Below are 23929 nucleotides of genomic sequence, written 5' to 3' on the forward strand. Positions count from 1 at the left end.
AACGGTATTGTGACACAAAATTCGAGCAGCGAAAGTTGCTCGAATTTTGTTGTTTTTATGACGAAAAATAAAAATATGATGGCTTAAAACGTATGCGAATTCTGGTAGTAGAAGATACTCAGGTCTTAGGGCAAGCGATCTGTGAACGATTAACCAGCCTAGGACATGGCGTGGATTTAATTGGAGATGGTAAACGTGCGGATGAGTTGCTCAAGTACCAAGCGGTCGACTTAATACTGCTGGACCTGAATTTGCCAGGGTTGTCTGGATTGCAGCTACTGCAAAAACTGCGTCAGCGTGACGATGACACGCCGGTGTTGATTTTAACCGCCCGCGATCAAATAGAAGATCGCATTCGTTTATTGGACGAAGGTGCGGACGATTACCTAACCAAACCCTTTGATTTTGGCGAGCTAGAGGCTCGTTGCAGGGCCTTACTTCGTCGCAAGCAAGGTTACGCGGCCAATGTTACCGAACACGGTAACATCGTCGTAAATCGCGACAGTCGTCAGGTTTTTATCGACGATGAACTCACCGCGATCACCAACAGAGAGTTTCGTTTGCTTGAAATTTTCCTCGGTCATTTAGGCCGTGTATTAAGCAAAGACGAAATCACCGATCACTTGTTCAATTTCAATGAGACACCAGGCCCAAATGCGATTGAGTTGTATGTTGGTCGATTGAGAAAAAAAATGGTCAAAGGGGATTTAGCCATTAATACCCTAAGAGGAATTGGTTATGTGGCAGAAATCACTAAATCATCAAAGCCTCAGTGAAGAAGAGGAAAAAAACGCCTTAAGAAAAGCGCCGTCACTGCGCTTTCGTTTTATTTTGGCGGGTGTTTTGGTCATCGGCATTATTGCCGGATTGGCGATCAATTTGATTTTTGATTACAGCCAAAAACTGGCCGATTTATCCTACGATCGTTTGTTGCGCAGTGCTTTATTGCAGATGGACGAAAACGTTGGGTTAATGCGCAACGAAGTGAGTATCGACATTCCTTGGTCAGCGTTTGCGACCTTGGCGCAAGCAGAAGAAGACCGAGTGTTTTATAAAGTCGAGAGCATAGAGCAGGGCTTTATTACCGGATATCAAGATCTGGACAGCGTGCCACCCAAACCGCCACAACTCGATCAAATTCAATTTTATAACCAAAAATATTCTGGCGAAATGGTGCGTTTTGCTTGGATTGAACGCCATCTAACAGACCCTGAAACCGCGCAAACTGTGCGTATCGTATTGGGCCAAACGCGCTTGTCGCGTGAAGAAATGGCCTCGGCGGTAACGCAAAAAGCGGTCGAAGTCGTGGTGTTTATTGCCTTGGTTGCGATCACCCTGATCATTATTGGCAGTCATCTTGTGCTGCGGCCGTTGCACCGTATTGAGCGTGCATTAGAAGAGCGAATCATGGGCGATTTAACCCCCATAGACATAAACACACCCAAAGAAACTCATCACCTTAAAGTTGCCATTAACCATTTTATGGCGCGTCTGCAAAAAAACTTAGAACAACTGGAAAACTATACCGCCGATGCCGCGCATCAATTACGCACGCCATTGGCGAGCTTAAAGGCACTGGCGGAAAATGCGCGAGACAACACCTCTGCCGATTACGGCTCACCAGAAAAACAACGCGAGGCGTTAAATAACATCGTGAAGCAATGCGATACCTTAAGCCAAACCGTGACTTTATTGCTGAATCAAGCGGTCGTGTCGCATCGTTTGCAAACCCACCGATTGGAACCGATCGATCTATTAGAAGCGATCCAAGCCTCGTGTCGTGAACAGGCCGTCACAGCGTTGCATCAAGGTGTTCGCCTTTCTTTAGACTGTGAATTGCAAGATCCCCTGATTTTAGGTGACAGTTTTTCCATTCAGCAAATGATGCAAAATTTGATTGAAAATGCGGTGCGTTACAGCGGATTAGGCGTGGAACATGCCACAGAAGTGATCGTGCAGTTGAATGAATTTGACGGTTTTTATCGCGTCAAAGTGATCGACTACGGCAGCGGTATTCCAGACATCGAAAAAGAGCGTGTATTTGAGCGTTTTTATCGAGGCCGTTATGACATTGCGGGCAGCGGTGTTGGATTGGCGATGGTGAAAGACATTGTCGACCACCATTCTGCCAGAATTCAAATATTGGACACAGAACCAAAAGGCACCACGTTTCAGGTGGATTTTGCCAAATTTACATTCGGAGTGAACGAAGCATGAGACGGTTTTTAGTCTGGGGAAGTGTGGCTCTAATCGCGTTTCTGAGTGTGGCAACGGGAAAGTTATGGGCGACGGAGCCCGTGTGGTTTGGCAATGTCAGCGCGTCGCGGGTTTTGTACATTAATTCCGCTATGGATTTGGCGTCATTTGAACCTATTCTAACGGAGTTTGTGGCGCTTCATCCTGATGTCCGTGTGGCGTATCGAGACGTAAACACGTTGGAGTTGTATTACCAGACGATAAAAGAACAAAACAAGCCGCAAGCCAGTTTGGTGGTCAGCAGTGCGATGGATTTGCACCTCAAACTCGTGAACGATGGCTATGCGCAAACATACCAATCGAGCTTAACCGATCGCTTACCGGCCAATTTCAAATGGCGTAATCAGCTGTTTGCGTTTTCACTGGAACCGATTGTTATGCTGGTCAATAAAAAGGCATTTCCGGGCGCCTTGCCAGACGATCGGCAGTCGTTGTTGCAAACGATTCGTCAGAACGAAAAAGAAATGACCAAACGCATTGGCACTTATGATATTCGAAAAAGTGGCGTTGGGTATTTATTGGCCAGCCAAGATGCTCGCCAAGCCGACGTGACATGGGGGCGATTATTAGAAGCCTTCGGTAGCCATGACGTGCAAACTTATTGTTGTACACACGAAATTATTGACGATGTTGCCTCAGGAAAATTAGTGCTGGGTTACAACTTGTTGGGGTCTTACGCGTCGCAAAGAGCGCGCGATGACGATCGACTAAAAATGATTCTGCCAAAAGACTACACCTTGATGTTGATGCGAGTGGCGTTGATCCCAAAAGGCGCGCCAAACACTGAAGATGCGGGTGTTTTTCTGGACTTTTTGCTGTCTGACAAAGCGCAAAAAATGATGCAGACCCAAGGGCTTCTGTTTCCGATACGACCGGATTTGAACAGCCAAAATGACCCTTATGTGGTCAATGCGCCGGGGCCAACAGGGGTAATTGAATTAGATCAGCAGTTATTAGTTGGACGAGATTACGCCAAGCAAAAACGCTTTATTCGTAACTGGGAAATGGCGCTGGAAATCAGTGAGGAAGAGTAGCGCGATAGTGTCCAGGCGTAACGTGATAATGTTTGGTAAACAGACGCACCAGTGCGCTGGCGTTGCTGATGCCAACTTGTTCAGCAATACATTCCAAGCTTTTGTTGCTCGATGACAAGCGTATTTTTGCCTCGCTTAGACGACGTTGTAGTAAATACTGTTTTGGCGTCATACCGAAATGGCGTTTGAATAATACGGTTAGTTGGCTTGGACTTAAATGCACCTCTGCCGCTAATTCAACTAGTCGCCAAGACTCGGTGAAGTTATGATCAAGCTGGTACTTGGCTTTGGCCAAACGCGCATCGGCTTGTAGAATTTTTTCTTGCGGGATCGGCAGTAAATGCCCCAGTAAATTCAGTGCTTGATGCGTTTTTAACGGATTGCTTGAATCGTGTATTAAGCTGGATAAAAACGGTAGGTACGCCTGAGTTTGTGGTGTTAGATCAATAAAATTGAATTCGCTTGCTATGTTGCTGTCCCAAATAGGCAAAGCATTGAGTATTAAACAGCGATTCTCTTCGCGGGCTAAATGAGTATGGGGTTGGTCGGTGGAGATAAAGCAGGCTTGACCAAATTGAATGGCTTGTTGTTGGCTTTCAACGTCTAAAACGAGTTGTCCGCTCAGAGGTAACACGATTTGGGTGTGATGATGTCGATGTGCGTCCGCGGTATTGTGATAAGACATTACTTCAATAGAATCGCGCACCGTTTTTGCTCCCCATGATCTGTTCGTTGTTTACGTATTAACCTTATTGTCATCATTATCGCAAAAACGTCATTAAATTGAATCAAAAGGAAATCAGATGCGCCATTTAATTACTCTTGTGTGTTTATTTGCCCTGCAAAATTCATGGGCAGACATGACATTGACGTTTGTAGATCAAGATAACAAGCCCGTTGCCGATGCGGTCATTATGCTGTCTAGCGGTTCGGTAGCGACACCTGATGCGGTTGCCGTGATGGATCAAATCGACGAATCGTTTTTGCCGCGTGTGCTGGTGATACAAAAAGGTCAATTAGTGAGCTTTCCCAACAGTGACGACATTCGTCATCACGTTTACAGTTTTTCTAAGCCGAAAGCTTTTGAAATCAAACTGTATAAAGGATCAGAGATCCCGCCAATCGCATTTGATAATGCCGGTTTGGTGGTGTTGGGCTGCAACATTCACGACGACATGATTGGTTACATCCTTGTTGCAGACAATAAATATGCAGTGAAAACGGACAAAGAGGGCAAAGTGAGTTTGCCAGTGAAACAAGGCGACACGGTGTCTCTGTGGAGCGAAAGAATGATTGATGGTGTTAACGCCATTAAACAAGTCGGCATCACTAGCGATACTCAGCAAACCTTTTCCTTAGAGCTTCTACCACCGGTTGAAACGATGAACCATTCAATGGATTACGGCTTTGGCAAAAAACAATGGTAAATATGGAATGAACAGCAGAAGCATGATGACTAAAACTTTAATCAAGGTACTAGCCGCCAGTGGTGGACTTATGTGTGCATTTCCTGGGTTTGCCAGCGATGGAAAAATACTGGCGACAGCAGGACTTTCACAATTGGAAGGCAGTGGCGGCGGGGGCATTGTTCCTTGGGCGACGTTGGCGGGATACGATAGCCAAGACGAGATTGCCGCATCGGCGTTTATGACCGATGTGAACGTTACCGATTACCGGCTCAGTGCAATGGGCGCCGCCGTCAGTTTTTATGATCGAGTGGAACTGAGTTACGCGCAGCAAACCTTTAATTTACCGGCTTCATTGATTACCGGCTTAAGTCTGACATCCGCTGAAATCAAACAAGATGTGATAGGTGTAAAAGTACGCTTGTACGGCGATGTTGTGTATTCGGCGTATCCTCAAGTCAGTGTTGGTTTGCAATACAAACAATTAGACAACGATGCGATCGCGTCTTATCTTGGCGCAAAAGACGACAGCGGCACAGACGTTTATGTCGCCGCGACCAAGGTCCACCTAGGCGCCGTTGCTGGTTATAACCTCGTTTGGAACTTAACTGCTCGCGCGACAAAAGCCAATGAAATGGGCTTGCTCGGTTACGGCGGGGCAGACAATAACCACTACCAAGTCATGCTGGAAGGCAGTGTTGGGGTTTTGCTGTCACCCAAATGGGTGGTTGGAATGGAATATCGTCAGAAACCAAATAACTTATCGAGCGTGGAAGAAGATGACTGGACAGACTTCTTTGTGAGTTACCTTCCTAACAAGGGCTTTAATATTACGGCCGCCTACGCTGATTTAGGCACGGTTGCCACGAAGAAAGATCAAAAAGGCATTTATTTATCCATGACGGGGTACTTATGGTAACGCTAGTGAAAACATCTTTATTCGCCTTGTGCTTGTTCCTTGTTGCTTGTGCAACACCATCGAAAGCGCCAGAAAGCCTTTATGAAGAGATCGGTGGACAAGCAACGATAGAAGCCATTACCAATAATTTCATTAAAGAAATCAGTTTTAATGAAGGCATTTATCGTTACTTTGAAAAAACCAACATCAAACGTTTTCGTGAAAAATTCAACGAGCATCTTTGTGTCAGCACTGGCGGCCCGTGTACTTACACCGGCGATACCATGTTGAAGGTTCACCAAGGGCAAAAAATCAACGAAACTGACTTCAATACCACGGTCGATTTATTGGTCAGCGCCATGGCAAAAGCAGGTTTAACCTATCCACAGCAAAACAGAGTGCTCAAAGTGCTCGCACCAATGCGCAAAGACATGCTGTACAAATAACGCGCTCAGGCACAAAAATATAACGGATTAAAAAAACGGCCTGCGGGCCGTTTTTTTGTTTGATATTGGTCAACCTATACGCAAGCTTTCATAGTGTTGCTATCTTCATAGTAGTAGTGTGATAAATGACCTTTGTTCATTCATTTCGAATGAACGCCAAGGATGAGGAACAGCATGCTGGCTTTTTTTACCGAATTAGCGAACTGGATTACGTTCACTTTATTGGGCTTATCACCGAGTTCGAAACTCGGCGATGCCATTCATTTCTTTATAGAAGACACCACGAAGATATTCTTTCTCTTGGTCGTTATGATCTATTTTATCGCGCTGCTTCGGGCGTCTCTTAATATTGAAAAAGTCCGCGACTATTTGGCTAGAAAGAACAGATTTATTGGTTATGTTACCGGTTCTGTATTTGGTGCCATTACGCCGTTTTGTTCCTGTTCAAGCATTCCTGTGTTTCTTGGTTTTACTTCGGCGGGCATTCCCGTGGGGATCACCATGTCGTTTCTTTTGACTTCGCCGCTGATCAACGAAGTCGCCATTTTGTTACTGCTCAGTTTGGTCGGCTGGGAAATTACCTTGCTGTACGTTTTGGTTGGCATGGCGGTAGGTATTTTGGGTGGCGTGTTTTTGGATCTCATTCGAGCCGAAAGAATGCTGCAACCTTTTGCACTAAAAGCGTATCAGTCTGCAACGGCAACTATGTCAGTTACGGCAACCATGTCAGCAACGACAACAGAAGCGTCTGCCACTGAAACGATAATGTCTTCCACTGAAACAAACGCGTCAACTATGTCTTTTCGCGATAGACACGATTTTGCCAAGCGCGAGCTGATGGATATCTTTTCGCGGGTTTGGAAATGGGTGTTCATTGGCGTAGGGCTGGGTGCGGCGCTACATGGTTATGTGCCCATGTCTTGGTTGGAAGGAAACCTAGGCGACGGGCAATGGTGGTCTGTGCCGCTGGCGGTATTACTTGGTATTCCACTGTATTCAAATGCGACGGGCGTGATTCCTATTATGGAAAGTCTCATCACCAAAGGCTTGCCAATTGGCACCACCATGGCGTTTTGTATGAGTACGGTTGCGGCCAGTTTTCCAGAGTTTATATTGCTTAAACAAGTCATGACATGGAAGTTGCTTGCGATCATTTTCGCGTTGTTACTGTTGTCTTTTACCGTGATCGGCTGGATTTTAAATATCATTCATTAAACATTGAGACAAGAAAAGGAAGGTCAACATGAAACAAGTCAAAGTGCTCGGCAGTGGTTGTAACAAGTGTGTGAAAACGGCGGAGCTGATTAAAACCATCGCCGCAGAAAACGAAGTACCAGTAAACGTAGTCAAAGAAACCAGCGCAGAAATCATCATGCAATACGGCGTGTTAAGCACCCCCGCCGTAGTGATTAACGAAGTGCTGGTTCATTCAGGCTCGATTCCCGACAAAAAGAAAATACAAAGCTGGTTTTAACCTCGCTTAGCGTTAGCGACATTGAATTTAAACCCCTTTAAACGAAAGGTGAACGATGAAAAGTTACAAGCAAATAAACAAAGACCAAAATGCCTTTGCCCGCGAATACCATAAATCTTCCCCCGAGATATTAGATGGCTTTATGGCCATGCATAAAGCCGCGATGGAAAAGGGCGCGCTTGACGTGAAGGTAAAAGAAATGATGGCGCTGAGCATCAGTATTGCCTCGCGCTGTGATGGTTGTATTGCCTCCCACGCGAAAGCCGCATTGCGTGCTGGCGCAACACGAGAAGAGCTGATCGAAACCATCAATGTTTCACTCATGATGGGCGGTGGACCGGCTGTTATCTATGGTACACAAGCATTGGCTGCAGTGGATGAGTTTTTGGCGGGCTAGTTGGTTGTTCTGTTTATTCCCCTTGAAGAAAGGGGAATAAACCACTTAGCGCTTAATAAAGGCGTTATTCAACGACGTCGCTTTTTAGTAACGTCAAGCTGCCATCGATGTGAATGTCGCGTTGTGGAAACGCGATGACAATGTTGTTTTCAGCAAACAATTCATCCAGACGAAAACGTACATTGCTTTTGGCCATTCGTAAGCCGCCTTCCACATTAGAATGAATCCAGAAATTCACTTCAAAAATGAGCGCATTGTCACCAAAGTCTTCAAAGATGACTTGTGGTTTCGGCGTGGCCAACACGCCTTCCTGTTCTTCTGTGGCTTGTAAGATCAATGCCGCGACTTTCTTCGCAGGAGAACCGTACGCTACGCCAATCTGAACTGAAGTACGCATCAATTTATCGACCAGCGTCCAATTCACAATGGTATTTTCAAGTAGCTTACTGTTGGGAATAAGCATGTGAACGCCATCGACACGGCGGAAGCGCGTCGAGCGGGTGTTTATCTCTTCAACCACGCCTTTGGCACTTTCGACTTCAAGAAAATCACCAATGCGTATTGGCTTTTCCCACATCAAAATCCAACCACTAATAAAGTTGTTGATGATGTTCTGAGCGCCAAAACCAAAACCAATGGCAATCGCGCCAGACAAAAAGGCAAACGCCGTGATCGGCACATTGATAATATCCAACACCGTGATCACAATAATACTGATGGCAATGGCATACAGTAAGCGGCGAACAAGGTGAATGATGTTCGGATCGGTGTTTCTGTTGGTGAGCTTAGCCGTGAGCAAGCGCACTAAATATTTCGTAATCCAAAAGCCAACCACCGCCAACGTAGGGATCAGTAAAAGCCCGCCGAGCGTGACAGATTGGTCCGCGATGCTAAAGAATTTGTAGTTCAAAATTTCGTAAATATGGTCTATGTCTACCAAAGGAAATACTCCAAAAATATTGTCAAAGTATTAAATACTATTTCTGAGATTCTTGCCTTAAAAATACGCAGATAATGTGCAAGTTAAGCGGTAGTTGAGCAGCAGGAAAAATTTCTATTAAGCGGTGTTTCTAAAAAAAGCGTCTCTAGGTGAGATCAAATTATTCTTAATTTTATCTGACTTGTGCATAGCCTCACTGTGCGTTATATTAAGTGATGTATGCACAAGGAGGGTGTGCGATAAATGTCATTAGAATTTAGGGGTAAATGGTTAGAGTGCTTTTATGAAGAGGATAAGCGACATCGTTTAACCCCAAGTAGCATCACCAGTGCATTGTATCGAAAACTGGAAATTTTAGATGCGGCTCAGAATGAAGCAGACTTGAGAGTTCCGCCAGGCAATCGCTTTGAGCATTTAGATGGGAGTCTGAAAAATTGGTGTTCTATTCGAGTAAATAAACAATATCGTTTGATTTTCAGATGGGTCGATGGGGTTGCACTTAGCACTTATCTTGATCCACATAAGTATTAAGGTTGGGCAAAAACATGCGTAAGACAAAACGTCGTCCAGTGGGTGTCGGTGAAATGCTAAAACTTGAATTTCTAGAGCCAATGGAAATCACATCAAAAGCGCTGGCAGACGCTATGGGCGTTCACCGCAACACGGTCAGTAACCTAGTCAATGGTGGTGTATTAACCGCGCCGATTGCCATCAAACTGGCCGCGGCACTGGGGAATACGCCAGAATTTTGGCTAAACATTCAACACTCGGTAGACCTCTGGGATACTAGAAATCGTTATCAAGACGAAGCCAAATTCGTCAAACCAATCCTACCTAAAGCCACACATCAGAGCCTTTGATTTGTATTTACCAATAATCGAAAACAACCAAATGGAACCGAACTTTTCTCCCTGCTAAGGGGGAGTTAGAGGGGGGGTGTATAGACCGACCCCATCCTCATCCTTTCCCTTGAAGAAAGAGAAAGAGACTAAAATAAGAAAGGCGACCATACGGTCGCCTTTCTTGTTATTGAAACATCAAGCGATTAACTCGGTGTGTTACTGCGTTTTAACTGCATACGACGCAAGAACTCCGACATGATGTGCATGTAAAGCTCGTCACCGAGGTATTTGTCTTCCACACCACGGTCGATGCTTGGGTTGTCGTTTACTTCGATAACGTAACCACGTCCGCTGATTTCTTTTACGTCGACGCCGTATAAGCCGTCTCCAATCGGTTTGGTTGCGGCGATCGCAGCTTGCAATACACGACGTGGCACTTCAAACGTTGGCAATGTGTCAAAGCCACCACTTTCGCTTGAGCTTTCACTGTGTTGGTAGATTTGCCAGTGGTCTTTTACCATGTAATAACGACACGCAAAAATCGGTTTGTTGTTGAGTACGCCGATGCGCCAGTCGAATTCGGTGTACAGGTATTCTTGTACCAATAGCAAAGACGACTTTTTGAACAAGGTGTTTAGGCTTGCGGTTAATGCTTCGCGGTTTTCCGCCTTGATCACGCCTTTGGAAAACGCGCCATCAGGGATTTTAACGACCATTGGGTAGTTAATTACCGCTTCTAACGCGGCTTCTACGTCTTTTTCACCCTTGTGCACAATGCGTGTTTTTGGGCACGGTACTTTGTGAGTGTTGAACAAGTCAGCCAAATACACTTTGTTGGTACAACGCATGATGGATTGTGGATCGTCCATAACGACCAAGCCTGCGGCTTCGGCTTTTTTGGCGAAGCGGTAAGTATGGTGGTCTATGTTGGTCGTTTCACGAATGAATAGACCGTCGTATTCCGGCAATCGCATGATGTCTTTTGGACCAATCATGTCAACTTGAATACCCAGCTGCTTGCCTGCTTGTACGAATTTCTTAAGCGCTTGCATGTCACTCGGCGGCATGGCTTCTTCTGGGTTAACCAGCATCGCAAGGTCAAACTTGGTAGCACGAGACGCACGGCTTTTGCTCCACACTTGTGTGCTGAAGGCTTCTAACGATTCTGCAAACAAGGTTTCTTCTTCGTCGTTCAAATTCTTCTGCGATGTAACGTGCAGTTCGCTCACTTGCCATGTTTTACGGAATTTCAATTTCACTTCTAATACAGGACAAGCGAAGGCTTCGAACATTTTACGGGCGAATTCCTTCATTTCTGGCTGAATGGTTTTGCCAAATATGCAGTGAAATTTAATTTCAGTTGGGGATTCTGGTGTGCCCAATTTTTGCGCCAAAGCAGGCAACAGCTGAGCCACTTGCATTTCGTATAAGGCTTTTTTGCTGATGTCGTTTAACACCCGAACAGAAGGCATAACGTGGTGACCACGACTTTCGGCCAACAGAGAGCAGTAATACCCGTCAGAAAGGTATTTGCTGCTTTTACAAAGGTTGATAATGCGCGTACGGCCTTGGGTTTTGGTGGCCAAGTTTAGGTACTGAGTAAAGGTGATCACGCGATCACTGGGTAAAAACGCGGACCAATCTTTGGCCTGATCAACGACAATGTATGTCTGTGACATGTGTTTTGTTTTTCCTTCTAAATAAAGTCGATAGAATTCGTTTGTATTGCCTTGTTGAAGGGCGTTTCAGCGTATTTTTACGCTTTGGATTTTCGCGAATAGTGCGCTTGTTTTTGTGTTTTAACAATAGTCTAAATCACAAAAAAACAATTATTTTTTGGTTAGAAAATAATCTGTTATTTTGGACGGTTTACGCTATCTTTTTAGCTATATTCGCCCTAGAATGCGCGAAAATTACCGTCGTCATTTTTCGGCTTTTTTAGGCAATAAAATAGACGACCCTAGCGATCTTTTGCCCTTTTCTAAGGCGATTTAATGACCAAAACCAGCACAACAGCGTCTCCCCAAAATACGGCACCAGATACGGCGGCCGCGACGACGAAAAAACCGTCTTCAAATGTCGACATTCGTTCGGCCAGTGTAGACGATTTAAAAGCCTTGTTAGCGCTAGAAGACAGCGCTTTTACGGGCGACCGTTTGAGTCGACGTAGTTTTCGTCGTGCGATTAACAGTACCGGGTCTGCGTTGTTGGTGGCGATGGGGGAAGATCAAAACCTTCTGGGTTATGCGTTGTTGCATCTACGACAAGGCACGCGTTTGGCACGTTTGTATTCTTTGGCGGTGTCGCCACAAGCACGAGGCTTGGGCATTGGTAAGGCGTTGATTCAGGCATGCGAACAAAAAGCCATTAAAAAAGGCAAGATCTTGCTTCGTCTGGAAGTGAGTGATGTGAATCAAAATGCCATCGCGTTGTATCAAACCATGGGTTACCGAGAGTTCGGTCATTACGATGCGTATTATGAAGACCAAACTGATGCGATTCGTATGCAGAAACGTCTTCGTCATGGCGCGAGCGAGCAAACGACTCGACCTTTGCCTTGGTTGGCTCAGGGTACGCCATTTACCTGTGGTCCGGCGTCGTTGCAAATGGTGTTGTCTGCGCTGCACCCTGAGTATCAAGCAACACCGGACGATGAGTTAGAAATCTGGCGAGAAGCGACGACGATTTTTATGACGTCGGGTCACGGTGGTTGTCATCCTATGGGATTGGCGTTGGCGGCCAAAAAGCGCGGTTTGTCGGCGGATGTTTGGCTGAGCGAAGAAGGCCCATTGTTTGTTGGCGGTGTGCGTAATGAGCTTAAGAAAGACGTGATTACGCGTGTGCATCAAAGTTTTGCCAAGCAATGTAACGATGCCGATGTGTCGATTCATTATTCTGTGATGCCGTTAGAGCAGCTGATTGACGCGTTCGACGCCGGTGCGTTGGCGATTATTCTGATTAGTACGTTTCGAATGGATGGCAAAAAAGCCCCGCATTGGGTGGTGATGTCAGGTTACGACGAGCATTGTATTTTGGTGCATGATCCCGATTTGGACGATGACACCAAATTGGCCGATGATCCACCAAGTCCACTTGATTGCCAATTTGTGCCTATTGCGCGCAACGAGTTTGAAAAGATGTCCCGCTTTGGGTAAAGCCGTTTACAAGCCACGGTTGTGTTGAAAACGGCTTAGCGCATACGCAAGCGTCACATGTGGTTATTGCATTGCAGTAGAGCAGGCTAAACCCTTACACCACAGGGTGAGTCACAGCGGAAAGCCGCACAATCGTGCGGCGTTTTCCCAAAACAACTTCGCACGTAACGCCTTATCTGGAAATTGTTTTTCTGCAAGAGCGAGCAGCGTGCCGTAATCCATTCGATGTTGTGCTTTTAAAAACGGCCAATCTGATCCCCAAATAATACGATTTTCACCAAAGTTTTTTACAATAGCGTCCACGTACGGTTGTGTGTCTGCGTAGGGAAAGGTGTTTTGTGAAAATTTCGCAAAGCCAGATATTTTAATATAAGCACGTTGTGTTTTGGCCAACGCTAAGATGGCTTGAAAGCCTGCGTTGTTTACGCCGTGTTCAAGGTTCGGGCGCCCACAATGATCAATCAAAATGGTTGCTTTGGTTTGCATCAGTAGCGGTGCTAGTCGGAGCATTTGCTCATTTTCAACCTGAACTTGCACGATCATCTCTAAATCTGCCAATCGATCCATCAAGGGCAAAGATCGAGCGAAATGCTCAACACCATAAAATGCCACATTAAACGTAACACCGACGATGCCTTGCGCTTTTAGTTCGGCAAGCTTGTTGGTTGGCGTGTCTTGCTTTACGACTGCCATGCCTTTGAACCGGCCATTAGATTGCGCAATGGCGTCTAATAGCGCGCGGTTATCGTTTTCGCCATAGGCTGAATTTGGTCCAATGAGCAGCGCATGGGAAACGCCGTAAGCGTTCAAAACTTGCTGAAAGTAACTCGCGGTCGCAACTTCATGGCCGTCTGGGGCGTAAGGAGAATCGGCTTGGTAGGGAAATTGTTGCGGGTCAAAAATATGGTTATGACAATCGATTTTGCGCTCAGTAAATACCGACATAACGGCTCCTTTCATAATGTGTCATCACAGTAATGAAAGCGCGCTGCTTAGGCTATTTGGTTTTTGACTTCTGGTATTGGAAAAACGGCGGGCGATTGCTTGGTTTTCATTGCGAGCATGGTATGGTTCATGGATACGAAGCAAATGAATGAAGGAGTAGTTCAATGAAGGTTGCGTTCACAAGTGACAATATTGCCGGTGCGTCGGATTCCGTTTTTAACGCCATGATGGATGCGTCGCAGGGCGATGCGATGCCATACGGTAACGATGACATGACCGCGGAAGTAACCAGCATATTGTCTGAGTTATTTGAATGTGATGTGGATGTGTTTCTGGTGTCGACTGGAACCGCGGCCAATGTGCTAAGCATCAGTGCGATGACGCCGCCTTGGGGCAGTGTATTGTGTCACACGGAAAGCCATTTATTGAACGATGAAAGTACGGCGCCGGAGTTTTATACTGGCGGCGCACGGTTTGTGGGCATTGGCGGCGCGGACGCAAAAATGGACCCAACTTTGCTCAAAAAAGTGGTGACTCAAAAAGTCGGCGATGTGCATTCTTGTCAGGCGTCTGCGGTGAGTATTTCGCAAGTAACGGAAGTTGGCAGTGTGTACTCGTTAGCCGAAATTCGAGTCATTACGGATATTGCGAAAGAAGCCGGATTGTCCGTTCATATGGACGGCGCGCGTTTTGCCAATGCGTTGTTGTCGTTAGGCTGTACGCCAGCGGAAATGACCTGGAAAGCGGGCGTGGACATTGTGTCATTTGGCGCAACGAAAAACGGCACCATGGCATCGGAAGCGATTGTCGTGTTTAACCGCAGTTTGTCGAAAGAGTTAGGGTTTCGTCGTAAACGTGGCGGGCATTTGCATTCCAAAATGCGTTTGCTGTCTTCCCAAATGAAAGCCTATTTGACCGACGATTTGTGGCGCAAAAATGCCGCTCACGCCAACGCTATGATGGTGTTGTTACAAGAAGGCTTGGCGAGCATTCCGAGTGTGAAAATTAATACGCCAGCACAGGCAAATATGTTGTTTTGTACTTTGCCTGAAGGCATGGCGGACCATTTGTTGGCCGAAGGGTTTGCGTTCTACGGCGGCCGCTGGGAAGAGGGCGTGGTGCGTTTGGTGACGTCGTTCAGGACGCCAAAAGAAGGTGTCGAGGCGTTTGTTGAGTGTGCTCGTCAGTTTGATGCGTCTTTGTAATGGATAAAGAGAATTGACAAGGCTTGGAAAAGGCGACTTTTCGTTAATCACGTTTATTAATGACTTTTGGTGATGAAGCGTGCCTACTAGGCGCGTGATGTTCGATTTTTAAAGTGCAGTTAGAGGTGTTCAGACTTAAAAGTACAGTGCGGAGTTTGAAAACCACAGAAAAATATTCTTCTTCGAATAATAAAGGATTCATTGTTATGGAAGTGTTACTTCAATATGTATTGAACGTGCAAGTTCTCGTACTTGTGCTGGCGGTGGTGTTGCTAAAAAACTCCATCAAATTTGTGCCACAGAATCAGGCGTATGTGATTGAACGTTTTGGTAAGTATCAATCAACAAAAGAAGCGGGTTTGAATTTTATCCTGCCCTTTATTGATCGCATTTCTGCCGATCGTTCTTTGAAAGAGCAAGCGGTTGATGTGCCAGAGCAAAGTGCGATCACCAAAGACAATATTTCCCTTAGCGTAGATGGGGTGTTGTACTTCCGCGTATTGGATCCTTACAAAGCGACCTACGGCGTGGACAATTATGTGTTCGCGGTGACTCAGCTGGCGCAAACGACGATGCGTTCTGAGTTGGGTAAAATGGAATTGGATAAAACGTTTGAAGAACGTGATGTTCTGAACACCAACATTGTCTCGTCGATCAACGATGCGGCAGGTCCTTGGGGTATTCAGGTGTTGCGTTATGAGATTAAAGACATTGTGCCGCCACAGTCTGTGATGGAAGCGATGGAAGCCCAAATGAAAGCAGAACGTGTGAAACGTGCGCAAATTTTGGAATCGGAAGGCGATCGTCAAGCCGCAATTAACCGTGCCGAAGGTAAAAAAGCCTCTGTGGTATTGGCTGCGCAAGCAGACAAAGAAGAGCAGGTGTTACGCGCAGAAGGTGAGGCGAAAGCCATCGTCGCAGTTGCATCGGCTCAGGCGGAAGCCTTGCGTCAAGTTGGTGAAGCTGCAGCGACGGAAGAAGGTCAAAAAGCGATTCAGTTAGATTTGGCGAGCAAAGCCATTGAAGCGAAACGTGCGATTGCCAAAGAATCTTCTGTTGTCTTGTTACCGGATGGCGCAACAGAAGCGTCGGCGGTTGTGGCGCAAGCCATGACGATTATTCAGAAAATGACGAAAGGGAGCTAGTGATGGATTTCTTTACCAATAATTTGGCCCAAAGCCTTTTTGTTGTGGGTCTGATCCTATTGGTGATTGAAGTGGCCGTATTGGGGTTTTCGACCTTCGTGCTGTTTTTCGTTGGTTTAGCGGCCATGCTGACGGGCGCTTTGCTGTTTTTCGGTGTGTTGCCAGACAGTGTGTTGAGCGCGATGTTCAGTACGGGGGTTTTCACGCTGATCGCGGCGGCGTTACTTTGGAAGCCGTTGAAGAGCATGCAGTCGAATGTGAGCGCTAAAAAGGTCAAGAGTGACTTTTTAGACCATCGATTTATCTTGCAAGAACCTGTGTCTCCGACCTTATCACCTAAGTACCATTATTCGGGTGTGGATTGGGCGTTGATCAGTGAAGAATCGATTGAAGCGGGCACCAAAGTGGAAGTAACGGAAGCGGAAGTGGGCAAGTTGCACATTCAAGCCGTTAAAGCTGTACATAGTTAACACGGTACATAGTTAACGTGGTGAACTGTTATCCTCTAAAGTAGAGCAAGACGTTAAGAACTAAAAGCGCCAAGTGGGCAGTTCCCCCTTGGCGTTTTTTTGTTCTTATTTATGAGTAAAAGGTTCTGGCACTATGAATGATTTTGCTTAGGCAACCAAAGTGAAATGATGCTGGCGAGCGCTAGGAAACCACAAGATACCCAAAGACATGCAATCAAACCAAATTCTTGGTACACCCAACCCGATAACAGCGTCCCGATTAATCGTCCCATGGCATTCGCCATGTAGTAAAACCCCACGTCCATCGAAACGCCTTCTTTACTGGCAAATTGGACGATCAAATAACTGTGCAAAGACGAGTTAATGGCAAAAACAGCACCGAACAAAATAAGCCCGCCGAGCAAGATGATCAGTGGATAAAACGACAGTTGTAAGCCAATTGCGATGGCGGCGGGCAGGGCGGTTAATCCTAGTGCCCAAAGCGTGACGACGCTTGCACTGGGAATTTGATGATTACGTTTGCCCGTAATGTGCGGCGCTAAACTTTGTACTATTCCGTAGCCAATCACCCAAAGTGCAAGAAAGCCCCCGACGGTCCAATGATCCCAACCAAATTGACTGCTGAGATAAACGGGCAGCGCGACCACGAACCAGACATCCCGAGCGCCAAATAGAAAAAGCCGAGCGGCAGAAAGAATATTAATTTCTGAGCTTTTCGAAAAGATCTCTGAAAACTTGGGCTTGTTATTGGCTTTGCCAAGGTCACCGCCCAGTTGCCAAAGGCTGAACAGCCACACAGCGCCAAGCGCAAACGTCATAATAAGAATGGCTTGGTGGAAGCCAGCGGTGGTCAGCAGCAAACCACCCAGAAAGAAACCAATGCCTTTTAGGGCATTTTTTGATCCGGTTAACAGTGCCACCCATTGGTAAAGTTGGCCGCTTTCGCCTTTGGGAACCAAGACTTTAATGGAACTTTTCGCGCTCATTTTATTCAGGTCTTTGGCGATGCCAGACAGCGCTTGCGCGATCATCACCCAGATAACCGTCAGCCAACCTGCGGGCACAAGCAACATGCCGAGCGCAATGATTTGCAAGCCAAGTCCGATATTCATGGTGCGATTTAAACCCCATCGAGCGCCAAGCCAACCGCCAAACAAGTTCGTTACTACGCCGAAGGCTTCATAGAAGATAAAGAGCAGTGCGATGTCTAATGCACCGTAGCCTAACTCGTAGAAATACAGAACGACCAACATGCGCAGCGCGCCGTCGGTTAAGGTGAAACACCAGTAATTCCCCGTGACGATGAGATATTGGCGAACGTTACTTGGCAACTGTGTTAATCGCTGTGAAAACATAAAATCGCTTTTTGGTTTGTCTTAGTCAGAAGCCTTCATGTCGTCAGTGTTTAAAACAACATGAAGGCGGTGTGTATCAAGCGGGGAGTTATGCCGTTTTATCCAAACGTCCCACTTTTCGCATGAGTTCCGCGGTGCGATTAGCGTAGCCCCATTCGTTGTCGTACCAGACGTAAAGCTTCACTTGCGTACCATTAATCACCATGGTGCTTGGTGCGTCGATGATGCTTGAGCGTGGGTCGGTTTTGTAATCGATCGACACGAGCGGACGTTCTTCGTAGCCCAATATGTCTTTCAGTTCGTTTTCACTGGCGGCTTTGAGGATCTGGTTGATTTCCGCTTCGTTGGTCGCACGGTTCATTTCGAACACGCAATCGGTTAACGACGCATTGGCCAGTGGAACACGCACCGCGTGGCCATTTAGCTTGCCTTTGAGTTCTGGGAAAATATGAGTGATGGCGGTCGCTGAGCCCGTTGTGGTTGGAATCAGACTGCTGCCACACGCACGCGCACGGCGTAGGTCTTTGTGCGGTGCGTCTAAAATGGTTTGGGTGTTGGTAATATCGTGAATCGTGGTCATGGAGCCGTGTTTGATGCCGATGGTTTCGTGCAGAACCTTGACCACAGGCGCTAGGCAATTGGTTGTGCACGACGCGGCAGTGACAATAGGGTGTTGGCTTGGGTTGTAATCTTGGTCGTTTACGCCCATCACGACATTGAGCACGCCGTCTTCTTTCACCGGTGCGGTGACCACAACACGTTTTACGCCTTGATCAAGGTACGCTTGTAAGAGCGCTTTGGTTTTCATCACGCCACTGGCTTCGATCACCACATCGCATTGAGACCAATCGGTGTCGGAAATCGCACGATTCTGTGTGCAGGCGATGGTTTTTCCATTGATGATAATGCTATTGCCTTCGCTGGTGGCGTTGTGGTTCCAGCGGCCATGTACGGAATCGAAGTTAACTAGGTGAGCGAGCGTGGCAGCATCGCCGGCGACGTCGTTGATTTGCACGAACTCTACGTCGTCCCAGTCAAACGCGGCGCGAAAGGAAAGACGACCCATGCGGCCGAATCCATTGATTCCTACTTTAATAGTCATGTGTTAGTCCTCGTGAAGGTAATAAAAGTAAATTAGCAGCAGGCACCGGTTCGTTCTGGTCGGCCGCCCATGGTTTCAAGTTGGTCGACGTTGTCTCTCAGCCATAAGACTTGGTTGTCTAGCGTGGTTTTTAAGACGTTAATTGTCCAGCTTGGTAATTCAGGGTGCAGTCGATAAAATACCCACTGGCCTTGTCGTCGGTCGCTCAGAACTCCGCTTTTGCGCAGTTGGGCAAGATGGCGCGAAATTTTCGGTTGAGTTTCTTTTAGCGCCGCCATGAGCTCGCAAACACAGAGTTCATTGTATTGCGTAATTAGCAGCAAGCTCCGTAAGCGTGTGTCGTCAGCGAGTGCTTTGTAGAATAGGTCTGGCGTCATGTTTGTGTGGCTCTTGTACTGTCTTGTTGAATTGCATTTGCCTGATTGTATCTGTTGGATAATACATATGTAAAATCATATATTCGAATTTTCATATATTTAATATAATGGTCATATTTCACGAATGCGTTTGTGAATGATCAAAGGTGGTGGGTGCGGAAACAAAAAAAGGGCGAATTCGAAGAAATCGCCCTTTGAAAGAAGTTGGAGGTTGGTTAACGAAGAATCAAAAGTGGGATGTCACTTTCGATGATCATTTTCGTGGTGTTGCTGCCGACAAAGAACTGACGCACTTTTGAATGCGCATAAGCGCCCATGGCCATAAGCTCGATATTATGATCTTCGCGATATTGTGTGAGCACGGGGTAAATTTTACCCGGTAGAATGCTGGCAGCGACTTCGAAGCCTTCTTCTTCAAGCATGGCTTGCGCTTCTTCTAGTTTTGCTCGTCTTGCTGGTGTGTCTTCGCCCGCCATCACAAGGTGACATGGTAGGCCAATTAACAATGGGCTTTGAGCAATGCGAGCGATTGCGTTGTCGGCGGCTTCACGACCATCGTAAGCGATCATGAAGTTTTTAGGCGCTTTAAACTGACCCACGCTGATTAAGATGGGTTTGTGTAAAGTGCGCGCAACACGCTCAATATGTGAACCCACCGTGTGAGCGTCCATAGTGTGATTGATACCGAGTCGGCCGATTACAATCAGACGAGTTTCGTCCTCAAGATCGATCAAGGCATCAATCAAGTCGCCATGACGTTGAATTTCTTCGACTAGCTTTGCGCCTGCCTTTTGAGCATATGCTCTGGCGTTTTCTAGAATAAGTTTGCCATGCTCAAGTGCTAGTTTAGCGCGTTGGGCATCCAGAGCGACCAGTTCATCCAGTAAGTGTTCTCGACTGCCAAATCCAATGGAACCAGACAGATCTTCATCCGTTCGTACGGTTTGTTTTTCTAAAGAGTGCAACAACGTCAGTGGGCAGCCCATTTGTTTGGCCGCCCACACCGATGCGGTGGTGACATATTCCGATAATCCAGAACCATCAATACAAGCAATTATATTCGTCATTGTTGCACTCCTTCTTGTTCTTATTAAAAAGTATTACTCCGTAATCACTGGGCAGTTAATGGCCGCCCATGACTTTTTCAACTTCTTCTGGGTTGTTATGAACGCCAAATTTATCGACAACGGTCGCACTGGCTTCATTCATTCCCACGACATCAACGTCTGCACCTTCACGACGGAACTTAATAACAACCTTGTCCAATGCTGAAACAGACGTTATGTCCCAAAAATGCGCGGCAGATAAGTCAATCGTAATTTTTTCAGCGGCTTCTTTAAAATCAAAAGACGATGTGAATTGATCCGATGATGCAAAAAACACTTGCCCGATGACCTTATAGGTGCGGTGTTTTGAGTCTTTGTCTTGATCGCTCTTAACCACCATGAAGCGGCCAATTTTATGCGCAAAAAACAAAGCTGCGAGTAATACACCAACAAACACACCCAACGCTAAGTTATGTGTGTAAACGACAATAGAAACCGTCGCCAACATTACAATGTTAGTCGATAACGGGTGTTTTTTCAGGTTGATCACCGATTCCCAAGAGAAAGTGCCGATGGACACCATGATCATAACGGCCACCAAGGCTGCCATTGGGATTTGGCCGATCAGATCGTCTAAGAAAACAACCATGATTAATAATAAGAAACCAGCAATGAACGTCGACAAACGACCGCGACCACCAGATTTTACGTTGATAACCGATTGTCCGATCATTGCGCAACCTGCCATGCCGCCCATTAGGCTTGAACCAATGTTAGCGATACCTTGACCTTTACACTCACGGTTTTTGTCACTGGTTGTGTCGGTGAATTCATCGACGATGGTGGCGGTCATCATGGATTCTAATAAACCCACAACCGCAAGGCCGATTGAGTAAGGCAAGATGATCCAAAGTGTTTCAAGGTTCAACGGAACATCTGGCCATAAGAAGATTGGCAAGGTATCTGGTAGCTCACCCATATCGGCAACGGTACGAATGTCTAATCCATACGTCATCGCGAAGGTGGTCAAAAGAACAATACAGACCAACGGTGAAGGAAGCGCTTTACCAATGACTGGAATCAATGGGAACAAATAAATGATACCAAGACCAGCTACCGTCATGGCATACACATGCCACGTCACATTGGTCAGTTCAGGAAGTTGGGCCATGAATATCAATATGGCTAACGCGTTAACAAACCCTGTCACCACGGATCGCGAGACAAAGCGCATTAAAGAGCCAAGCTTTAAATAGCCAGCCGCAATCTGAATGACACCGGTAAGCAAGCTAGCTGCCAGTAAGTATTCTAAACCGTGGTCTTTTACCAAGGTCACCATTAATAGCGCCATCGCGCCGGTTGCGGCAGAGATCATACCTGGACGACCACCAACAAACGAAATGATCACGGCGATACAGAATGACGCGTACAAGCCAACTTTAGGATCAACGCCAGCAATGATAGAGAAAGCGATGGCTTCTGGTATTAGCGCTAGTGCGACAACAGTACCCGCGAGCGAGTCACCTTTTATGTTTGAGAGCCAGTCTCGTTTTATCGAATCGATCATTTATTACCTACTGAAATATTAAAAGGGAAATACGTTTGAAATTATTGCGCTACGTGATGGCAAATGTATGACATAGCCATAAGAGCGTTATTACGTGAGTCAAGAATAGACTCGGAAATAGAGCGTGACTTAAATAAAAGTCCGACACGTCAAGATTGAGTCAAAAGTGGCACAAATTATAAAGATTTGAGGTTTTTTAGCAATCGCCAACGACTTAAAGGCCATGAAAGACAAGTGTTTTGTATTAATGAGGAAGAAATTAGCGCGACTGTACCAAGGTACAATAGATACTTGCCTTTGATTCTTCTATCTTGTTAGTAATCATATATTTATTACGTCTTATCTAGAGTCCAGGAGATTCACCATGAGCGACAATCAAACCCCTTTTGCAACGTTAGGTAGCCCGATCGGTTTTATCACTAAGATCAGTGGTTCTGTCACAGTTCAATCTATCGACGGGCAAGAGCGAATTGTCAAAATAGGCGATCCTATTTTCTTTGGTGAAACGGTTGTTACTGGCAATGGTGCAACGGTCACTATTGCTTTTAACGATGGCACAGAAGTGGTAATTGGTGGAGATTCTGTCGTTGAAATGACGGATGAGATTTACAACACAGGCGACAGCGAAGATCTAGTCGCAGACTCATCCACTGAAATCGACGCACTACAAAGCGCCATTCTTGCGGGTGATGACCCGACTTTAGTACAAGACGCCCCCGCTGCAGGTGAAGAGCAAGTAGAAGCAAGTCGTGTTGATGTCTCTATTGCACGAAATGATGACGCGTCTCTACCAACCTTTGGCAGCGATACTGAGAGCAGCCTCCCAAGCTATGGATACGATACTGACAGTGGTAATAGCGCCGTCAACACAGCGCGTACTATTTCTGCTAGCTCTAGCTCAAACGGTACGACTGTAGTAAATGCAGTAGCAGGTACTGTGAGTATTAACTCAATCACATCTGATAATGTTATTAATTCAACAGAGGCTGCTGGTACGGTTACCGTATCGGGTACGGCAATAGGTGGCGACATAGCATCTGGCGACCCTGTTGTTCTTGTTATTAATGGCGTCACTTACAGAACAGTAGTCGGTGCAGCTGGAACTTGGACTGTAGGGGTCTCCGGCTCAGATTTGGCGGCTGATACAGAATTTGATGTTGTTGTGTCGTCTAGTAATAGTAATGGCAGTACAGTCGAAAGTGTAGGCTCTTCGATTCATACGGTTGACCTTGAAATATCAGGTCGAATGTCTATTTCTGATGTTACTTCTGACGATATTGTTTCTGCAGCCGAAGCACAAACAAATATTGCGATAACAGGAATTGTTTCAGGTGATGTGAAAAATGGGGATGTGGTTACCCTTACGGTAAATGGTAAAGAATATACAGGTACAGTTACAAACCGTATGTTTAGCATAGATGTTGCTGGTAGCGATCTCGCACAAGACCCTGATAGACGTATTGATGCGACAATTACTCTGACAGATGGTGCCGGTAACACACTTATTGTTACTGCTAATTCCAACTATCAAGTCGATATAACAGCGGCGGGTGCGCCAGGCGTGACCATCGATGAAGATGTGAACGACAACGGCTACATCAGCGCAACCGAGCTAGATGGTGACGTGAACGTGACCATCTCTCTAACGGGCACCAATGCGGTAGAAGGCGATACCTTGACGGTGAACGGCACGGCTATCGTACTGACAGAGGCTCAAATCGAAGCAGGCAAAGTTGAGACGACGGTAGCGGCGCCAGCAGAAGGCGCGACGTTAACAGTCGACGCTACCATTACCGACGCAGCGGGTAACGAGTCAGAGAAAGGTTCTGACAGTGCGAAACTGGATACGACAGCGGATGCAGATAGCAC

General features: G+C 46.3%; 25 protein-coding genes. 16 read left to right on the forward strand and 9 right to left on the reverse strand.

Features of this window, described 5'->3' with window-relative positions:
* Positions 1-92: 92 nt before the first annotated feature.
* The 3 genes from D104_RS22490 to D104_RS22500 are packed head-to-tail and all read left to right on the forward strand — an operon-like array spanning position 93 to position 3290.
* Complete coding sequence (locus tag D104_RS22490) at positions 93-776, forward strand: response regulator transcription factor (RefSeq protein ID WP_024022910.1); 684 nt, start codon at positions 93-95, stop codon at positions 774-776.
* Positions 739-2217, forward strand: coding sequence for a sensor histidine kinase (locus tag D104_RS22495; RefSeq protein WP_024022911.1), 1479 nt, complete (start codon positions 739-741; stop codon positions 2215-2217). The genes D104_RS22490 and D104_RS22495 overlap by 38 nt, the downstream gene beginning before the upstream one ends.
* Complete coding sequence (locus D104_RS22500) at positions 2214-3290, forward strand: ABC transporter substrate-binding protein (protein WP_024022912.1); 1077 nt, start codon at positions 2214-2216, stop codon at positions 3288-3290. Before D104_RS22495 ends, D104_RS22500 begins: the two co-directional genes overlap by 4 nt.
* On the opposite strand, the gene D104_RS22505 is transcribed toward D104_RS22500, so the two are convergent.
* Positions 3274-3996 carry an AraC family transcriptional regulator gene (locus D104_RS22505; protein ID WP_024022913.1) on the reverse strand — a complete coding sequence of 241 codons (723 nt, stop codon included), beginning with the start codon at positions 3994-3996 and terminating at the stop codon, positions 3274-3276. The genes D104_RS22500 and D104_RS22505 overlap by 17 nt on opposite strands.
* A gap of 97 nt (positions 3997-4093) precedes the next feature.
* Here D104_RS22505 and D104_RS22510 point away from each other — a divergent pair, with 97 nt between their 5' ends.
* The 6 genes from D104_RS22510 to D104_RS22535 all read left to right on the forward strand — a co-directional run bounded on the left by D104_RS22510 (position 4094) and on the right by D104_RS22535 (position 7911).
* Positions 4094-4717: a methylamine utilization protein gene (locus D104_RS22510; RefSeq protein ID WP_024022914.1), complete on the forward strand. Its 624-nt coding sequence runs from the start codon at positions 4094-4096 to the stop codon at positions 4715-4717.
* 22 nt (positions 4718-4739) lie between these two features.
* A complete protein-coding gene (locus D104_RS22515; RefSeq protein WP_031214470.1) occupies positions 4740-5615 on the forward strand; it encodes a DUF3034 family protein in 876 nt (291 codons plus the stop codon).
* Positions 5616-5620: 5 nt separating this feature from the next.
* A complete protein-coding gene (locus tag D104_RS22520) occupies positions 5621-6040 on the forward strand; it encodes a group I truncated hemoglobin (RefSeq protein WP_235075884.1) in 420 nt (139 codons plus the stop codon).
* Between the two features lie 174 nt (positions 6041-6214).
* A complete protein-coding gene (locus D104_RS22525) occupies positions 6215-7255 on the forward strand; it encodes a permease (RefSeq protein ID WP_024022917.1) in 1041 nt (346 codons plus the stop codon).
* 28 nt (positions 7256-7283) lie between these two features.
* Positions 7284-7514 (forward strand): thioredoxin family protein, encoded by a 231-nt coding sequence (locus D104_RS22530; protein WP_024022918.1) that lies wholly within the window; start codon positions 7284-7286, stop codon positions 7512-7514.
* A gap of 55 nt (positions 7515-7569) precedes the next feature.
* Entirely contained in the window at positions 7570-7911 is a 342-nt protein-coding gene (locus D104_RS22535) for a carboxymuconolactone decarboxylase family protein (RefSeq protein WP_024022919.1), read from the forward strand.
* 64 nt (positions 7912-7975) lie between these two features.
* On the opposite strand, the gene D104_RS22540 is transcribed toward D104_RS22535, so the two are convergent.
* Positions 7976-8851 carry a mechanosensitive ion channel family protein gene (locus tag D104_RS22540; RefSeq protein ID WP_024022920.1) on the reverse strand — a complete coding sequence of 292 codons (876 nt, stop codon included), beginning with the start codon at positions 8849-8851 and terminating at the stop codon, positions 7976-7978.
* Between the two features lie 243 nt (positions 8852-9094).
* Here D104_RS22540 and D104_RS22545 point away from each other — a divergent pair, with 243 nt between their 5' ends.
* Together D104_RS22545 and D104_RS22550 are read left to right on the forward strand one after the other, a co-directional pair.
* Positions 9095-9382 carry a type II toxin-antitoxin system RelE/ParE family toxin gene (locus tag D104_RS22545; protein ID WP_024022921.1) on the forward strand — a complete coding sequence of 96 codons (288 nt, stop codon included), beginning with the start codon at positions 9095-9097 and terminating at the stop codon, positions 9380-9382.
* A gap of 14 nt (positions 9383-9396) precedes the next feature.
* Entirely contained in the window at positions 9397-9711 is a 315-nt protein-coding gene (locus D104_RS22550; RefSeq protein WP_024022922.1) for a HigA family addiction module antitoxin, read from the forward strand.
* A gap of 185 nt (positions 9712-9896) precedes the next feature.
* Here D104_RS22550 and D104_RS22555 read toward each other — a convergent pair whose 3' ends face one another.
* On the reverse strand, positions 9897-11372 hold the full coding sequence (locus D104_RS22555; protein ID WP_024022923.1) for a RimK family protein: 1476 nt from the start codon (positions 11370-11372) through the stop codon (positions 9897-9899).
* A 315-nt stretch (positions 11373-11687) separates the two neighbouring features.
* Between D104_RS22555 and D104_RS22565 the strand changes: the two genes are divergently transcribed.
* A complete protein-coding gene (locus D104_RS22565) occupies positions 11688-12848 on the forward strand; it encodes a GNAT family N-acetyltransferase/peptidase C39 family protein (RefSeq protein ID WP_084545989.1) in 1161 nt (386 codons plus the stop codon).
* A gap of 111 nt (positions 12849-12959) precedes the next feature.
* Here the strand turns inward: D104_RS22565 and D104_RS22570 are convergent, their stop codons facing one another.
* Entirely contained in the window at positions 12960-13793 is an 834-nt protein-coding gene (locus D104_RS22570) for an amidohydrolase family protein (protein WP_024022925.1), read from the reverse strand.
* Positions 13794-13957: 164 nt separating this feature from the next.
* Between D104_RS22570 and D104_RS22575 the strand changes: the two genes are divergently transcribed.
* The 3 genes from D104_RS22575 to D104_RS22585 all read left to right on the forward strand — a co-directional run bounded on the left by D104_RS22575 (position 13958) and on the right by D104_RS22585 (position 16613).
* Complete coding sequence (locus D104_RS22575; protein ID WP_024022927.1) at positions 13958-14998, forward strand: threonine aldolase family protein; 1041 nt, start codon at positions 13958-13960, stop codon at positions 14996-14998.
* Positions 14999-15204: 206 nt separating this feature from the next.
* Positions 15205-16143: an SPFH domain-containing protein gene (locus D104_RS22580; RefSeq protein WP_024022928.1), complete on the forward strand. Its 939-nt coding sequence runs from the start codon at positions 15205-15207 to the stop codon at positions 16141-16143.
* A gap of 2 nt (positions 16144-16145) precedes the next feature.
* Positions 16146-16613, forward strand: a complete 468-nt coding sequence (locus tag D104_RS22585) for an NfeD family protein (RefSeq protein WP_024022929.1) — start codon at positions 16146-16148, stop codon at positions 16611-16613.
* Between the two features lie 131 nt (positions 16614-16744).
* Here D104_RS22585 and arsJ read toward each other — a convergent pair whose 3' ends face one another.
* From arsJ to D104_RS22610, 5 genes are all read right to left on the reverse strand, one after another.
* Positions 16745-17968 carry an organoarsenical effux MFS transporter ArsJ gene (arsJ, locus tag D104_RS22590; RefSeq protein ID WP_024022930.1) on the reverse strand — a complete coding sequence of 408 codons (1224 nt, stop codon included), beginning with the start codon at positions 17966-17968 and terminating at the stop codon, positions 16745-16747.
* Between the two features lie 88 nt (positions 17969-18056).
* Complete coding sequence (locus D104_RS22595) at positions 18057-19070, reverse strand: ArsJ-associated glyceraldehyde-3-phosphate dehydrogenase (RefSeq protein WP_024022931.1); 1014 nt, start codon at positions 19068-19070, stop codon at positions 18057-18059.
* A gap of 32 nt (positions 19071-19102) precedes the next feature.
* Complete coding sequence (locus tag D104_RS22600; RefSeq protein ID WP_024022932.1) at positions 19103-19447, reverse strand: metalloregulator ArsR/SmtB family transcription factor; 345 nt, start codon at positions 19445-19447, stop codon at positions 19103-19105.
* Positions 19448-19662: 215 nt separating this feature from the next.
* Entirely contained in the window at positions 19663-20514 is an 852-nt protein-coding gene (locus tag D104_RS22605) for a universal stress protein (protein WP_024022933.1), read from the reverse strand.
* Between the two features lie 55 nt (positions 20515-20569).
* Positions 20570-22060, reverse strand: coding sequence for a SulP family inorganic anion transporter (locus D104_RS22610; RefSeq protein ID WP_024022934.1), 1491 nt, complete (start codon positions 22058-22060; stop codon positions 20570-20572).
* 364 nt (positions 22061-22424) lie between these two features.
* Between D104_RS22610 and D104_RS22615 the strand changes: the two genes are divergently transcribed.
* Positions 22425-23929 (forward strand): retention module-containing protein (locus D104_RS22615; protein ID WP_024022935.1); only part of this gene is annotated, 1505 nt, incomplete at its 3' end.

This window comes from Marinomonas profundimaris, assembly GCF_000508165.1.
Taxonomy (GTDB): Bacteria; Pseudomonadota; Gammaproteobacteria; order Pseudomonadales; family Marinomonadaceae; genus Marinomonas; species Marinomonas profundimaris.

What these genes read in the sequence shown, in the direction of transcription:
- D104_RS22525 (WP_024022917.1), top strand. Translation starts at nt 6,215, where the DNA reads ATGCTGGCTTTTTTTACCGAATTAGCGAACTGGATTACGTTCACTTTA.
- D104_RS22605 (WP_024022933.1), bottom strand. Translation starts at nt 20,514, where the DNA reads ATGACGAATATAATTGCTTGTATTGATGGTTCTGGATTATCGGAATAT.
- D104_RS22545 (WP_024022921.1), top strand. Translation starts at nt 9,095, where the DNA reads ATGTCATTAGAATTTAGGGGTAAATGGTTAGAGTGCTTTTATGAAGAG.
- D104_RS22580 (WP_024022928.1), top strand. Translation starts at nt 15,205, where the DNA reads ATGGAAGTGTTACTTCAATATGTATTGAACGTGCAAGTTCTCGTACTT.
- D104_RS22510 (WP_024022914.1), top strand. Translation starts at nt 4,094, where the DNA reads ATGCGCCATTTAATTACTCTTGTGTGTTTATTTGCCCTGCAAAATTCA.
- D104_RS22610 (WP_024022934.1), bottom strand. Translation starts at nt 22,060, where the DNA reads ATGATCGATTCGATAAAACGAGACTGGCTCTCAAACATAAAAGGTGAC.
- D104_RS22555 (WP_024022923.1), bottom strand. Translation starts at nt 11,372, where the DNA reads ATGTCACAGACATACATTGTCGTTGATCAGGCCAAAGATTGGTCCGCG.
- D104_RS22530 (WP_024022918.1), top strand. Translation starts at nt 7,284, where the DNA reads ATGAAACAAGTCAAAGTGCTCGGCAGTGGTTGTAACAAGTGTGTGAAA.
- arsJ (WP_024022930.1), bottom strand. Translation starts at nt 17,968, where the DNA reads ATGTTTTCACAGCGATTAACACAGTTGCCAAGTAACGTTCGCCAATAT.
- D104_RS22570 (WP_024022925.1), bottom strand. Translation starts at nt 13,793, where the DNA reads ATGTCGGTATTTACTGAGCGCAAAATCGATTGTCATAACCATATTTTT.
- D104_RS22500 (WP_024022912.1), top strand. Translation starts at nt 2,214, where the DNA reads ATGAGACGGTTTTTAGTCTGGGGAAGTGTGGCTCTAATCGCGTTTCTG.
- D104_RS22600 (WP_024022932.1), bottom strand. Translation starts at nt 19,447, where the DNA reads ATGACGCCAGACCTATTCTACAAAGCACTCGCTGACGACACACGCTTA.
- D104_RS22495 (WP_024022911.1), top strand. Translation starts at nt 739, where the DNA reads ATGTGGCAGAAATCACTAAATCATCAAAGCCTCAGTGAAGAAGAGGAA.
- D104_RS22490 (WP_024022910.1), top strand. Translation starts at nt 93, where the DNA reads ATGCGAATTCTGGTAGTAGAAGATACTCAGGTCTTAGGGCAAGCGATC.
- D104_RS22565 (WP_084545989.1), top strand. Translation starts at nt 11,688, where the DNA reads ATGACCAAAACCAGCACAACAGCGTCTCCCCAAAATACGGCACCAGAT.
- D104_RS22585 (WP_024022929.1), top strand. Translation starts at nt 16,146, where the DNA reads ATGGATTTCTTTACCAATAATTTGGCCCAAAGCCTTTTTGTTGTGGGT.
- D104_RS22550 (WP_024022922.1), top strand. Translation starts at nt 9,397, where the DNA reads ATGCGTAAGACAAAACGTCGTCCAGTGGGTGTCGGTGAAATGCTAAAA.
- D104_RS22515 (WP_031214470.1), top strand. Translation starts at nt 4,740, where the DNA reads ATGATGACTAAAACTTTAATCAAGGTACTAGCCGCCAGTGGTGGACTT.
- D104_RS22575 (WP_024022927.1), top strand. Translation starts at nt 13,958, where the DNA reads ATGAAGGTTGCGTTCACAAGTGACAATATTGCCGGTGCGTCGGATTCC.
- D104_RS22595 (WP_024022931.1), bottom strand. Translation starts at nt 19,070, where the DNA reads ATGACTATTAAAGTAGGAATCAATGGATTCGGCCGCATGGGTCGTCTT.
- D104_RS22535 (WP_024022919.1), top strand. Translation starts at nt 7,570, where the DNA reads ATGAAAAGTTACAAGCAAATAAACAAAGACCAAAATGCCTTTGCCCGC.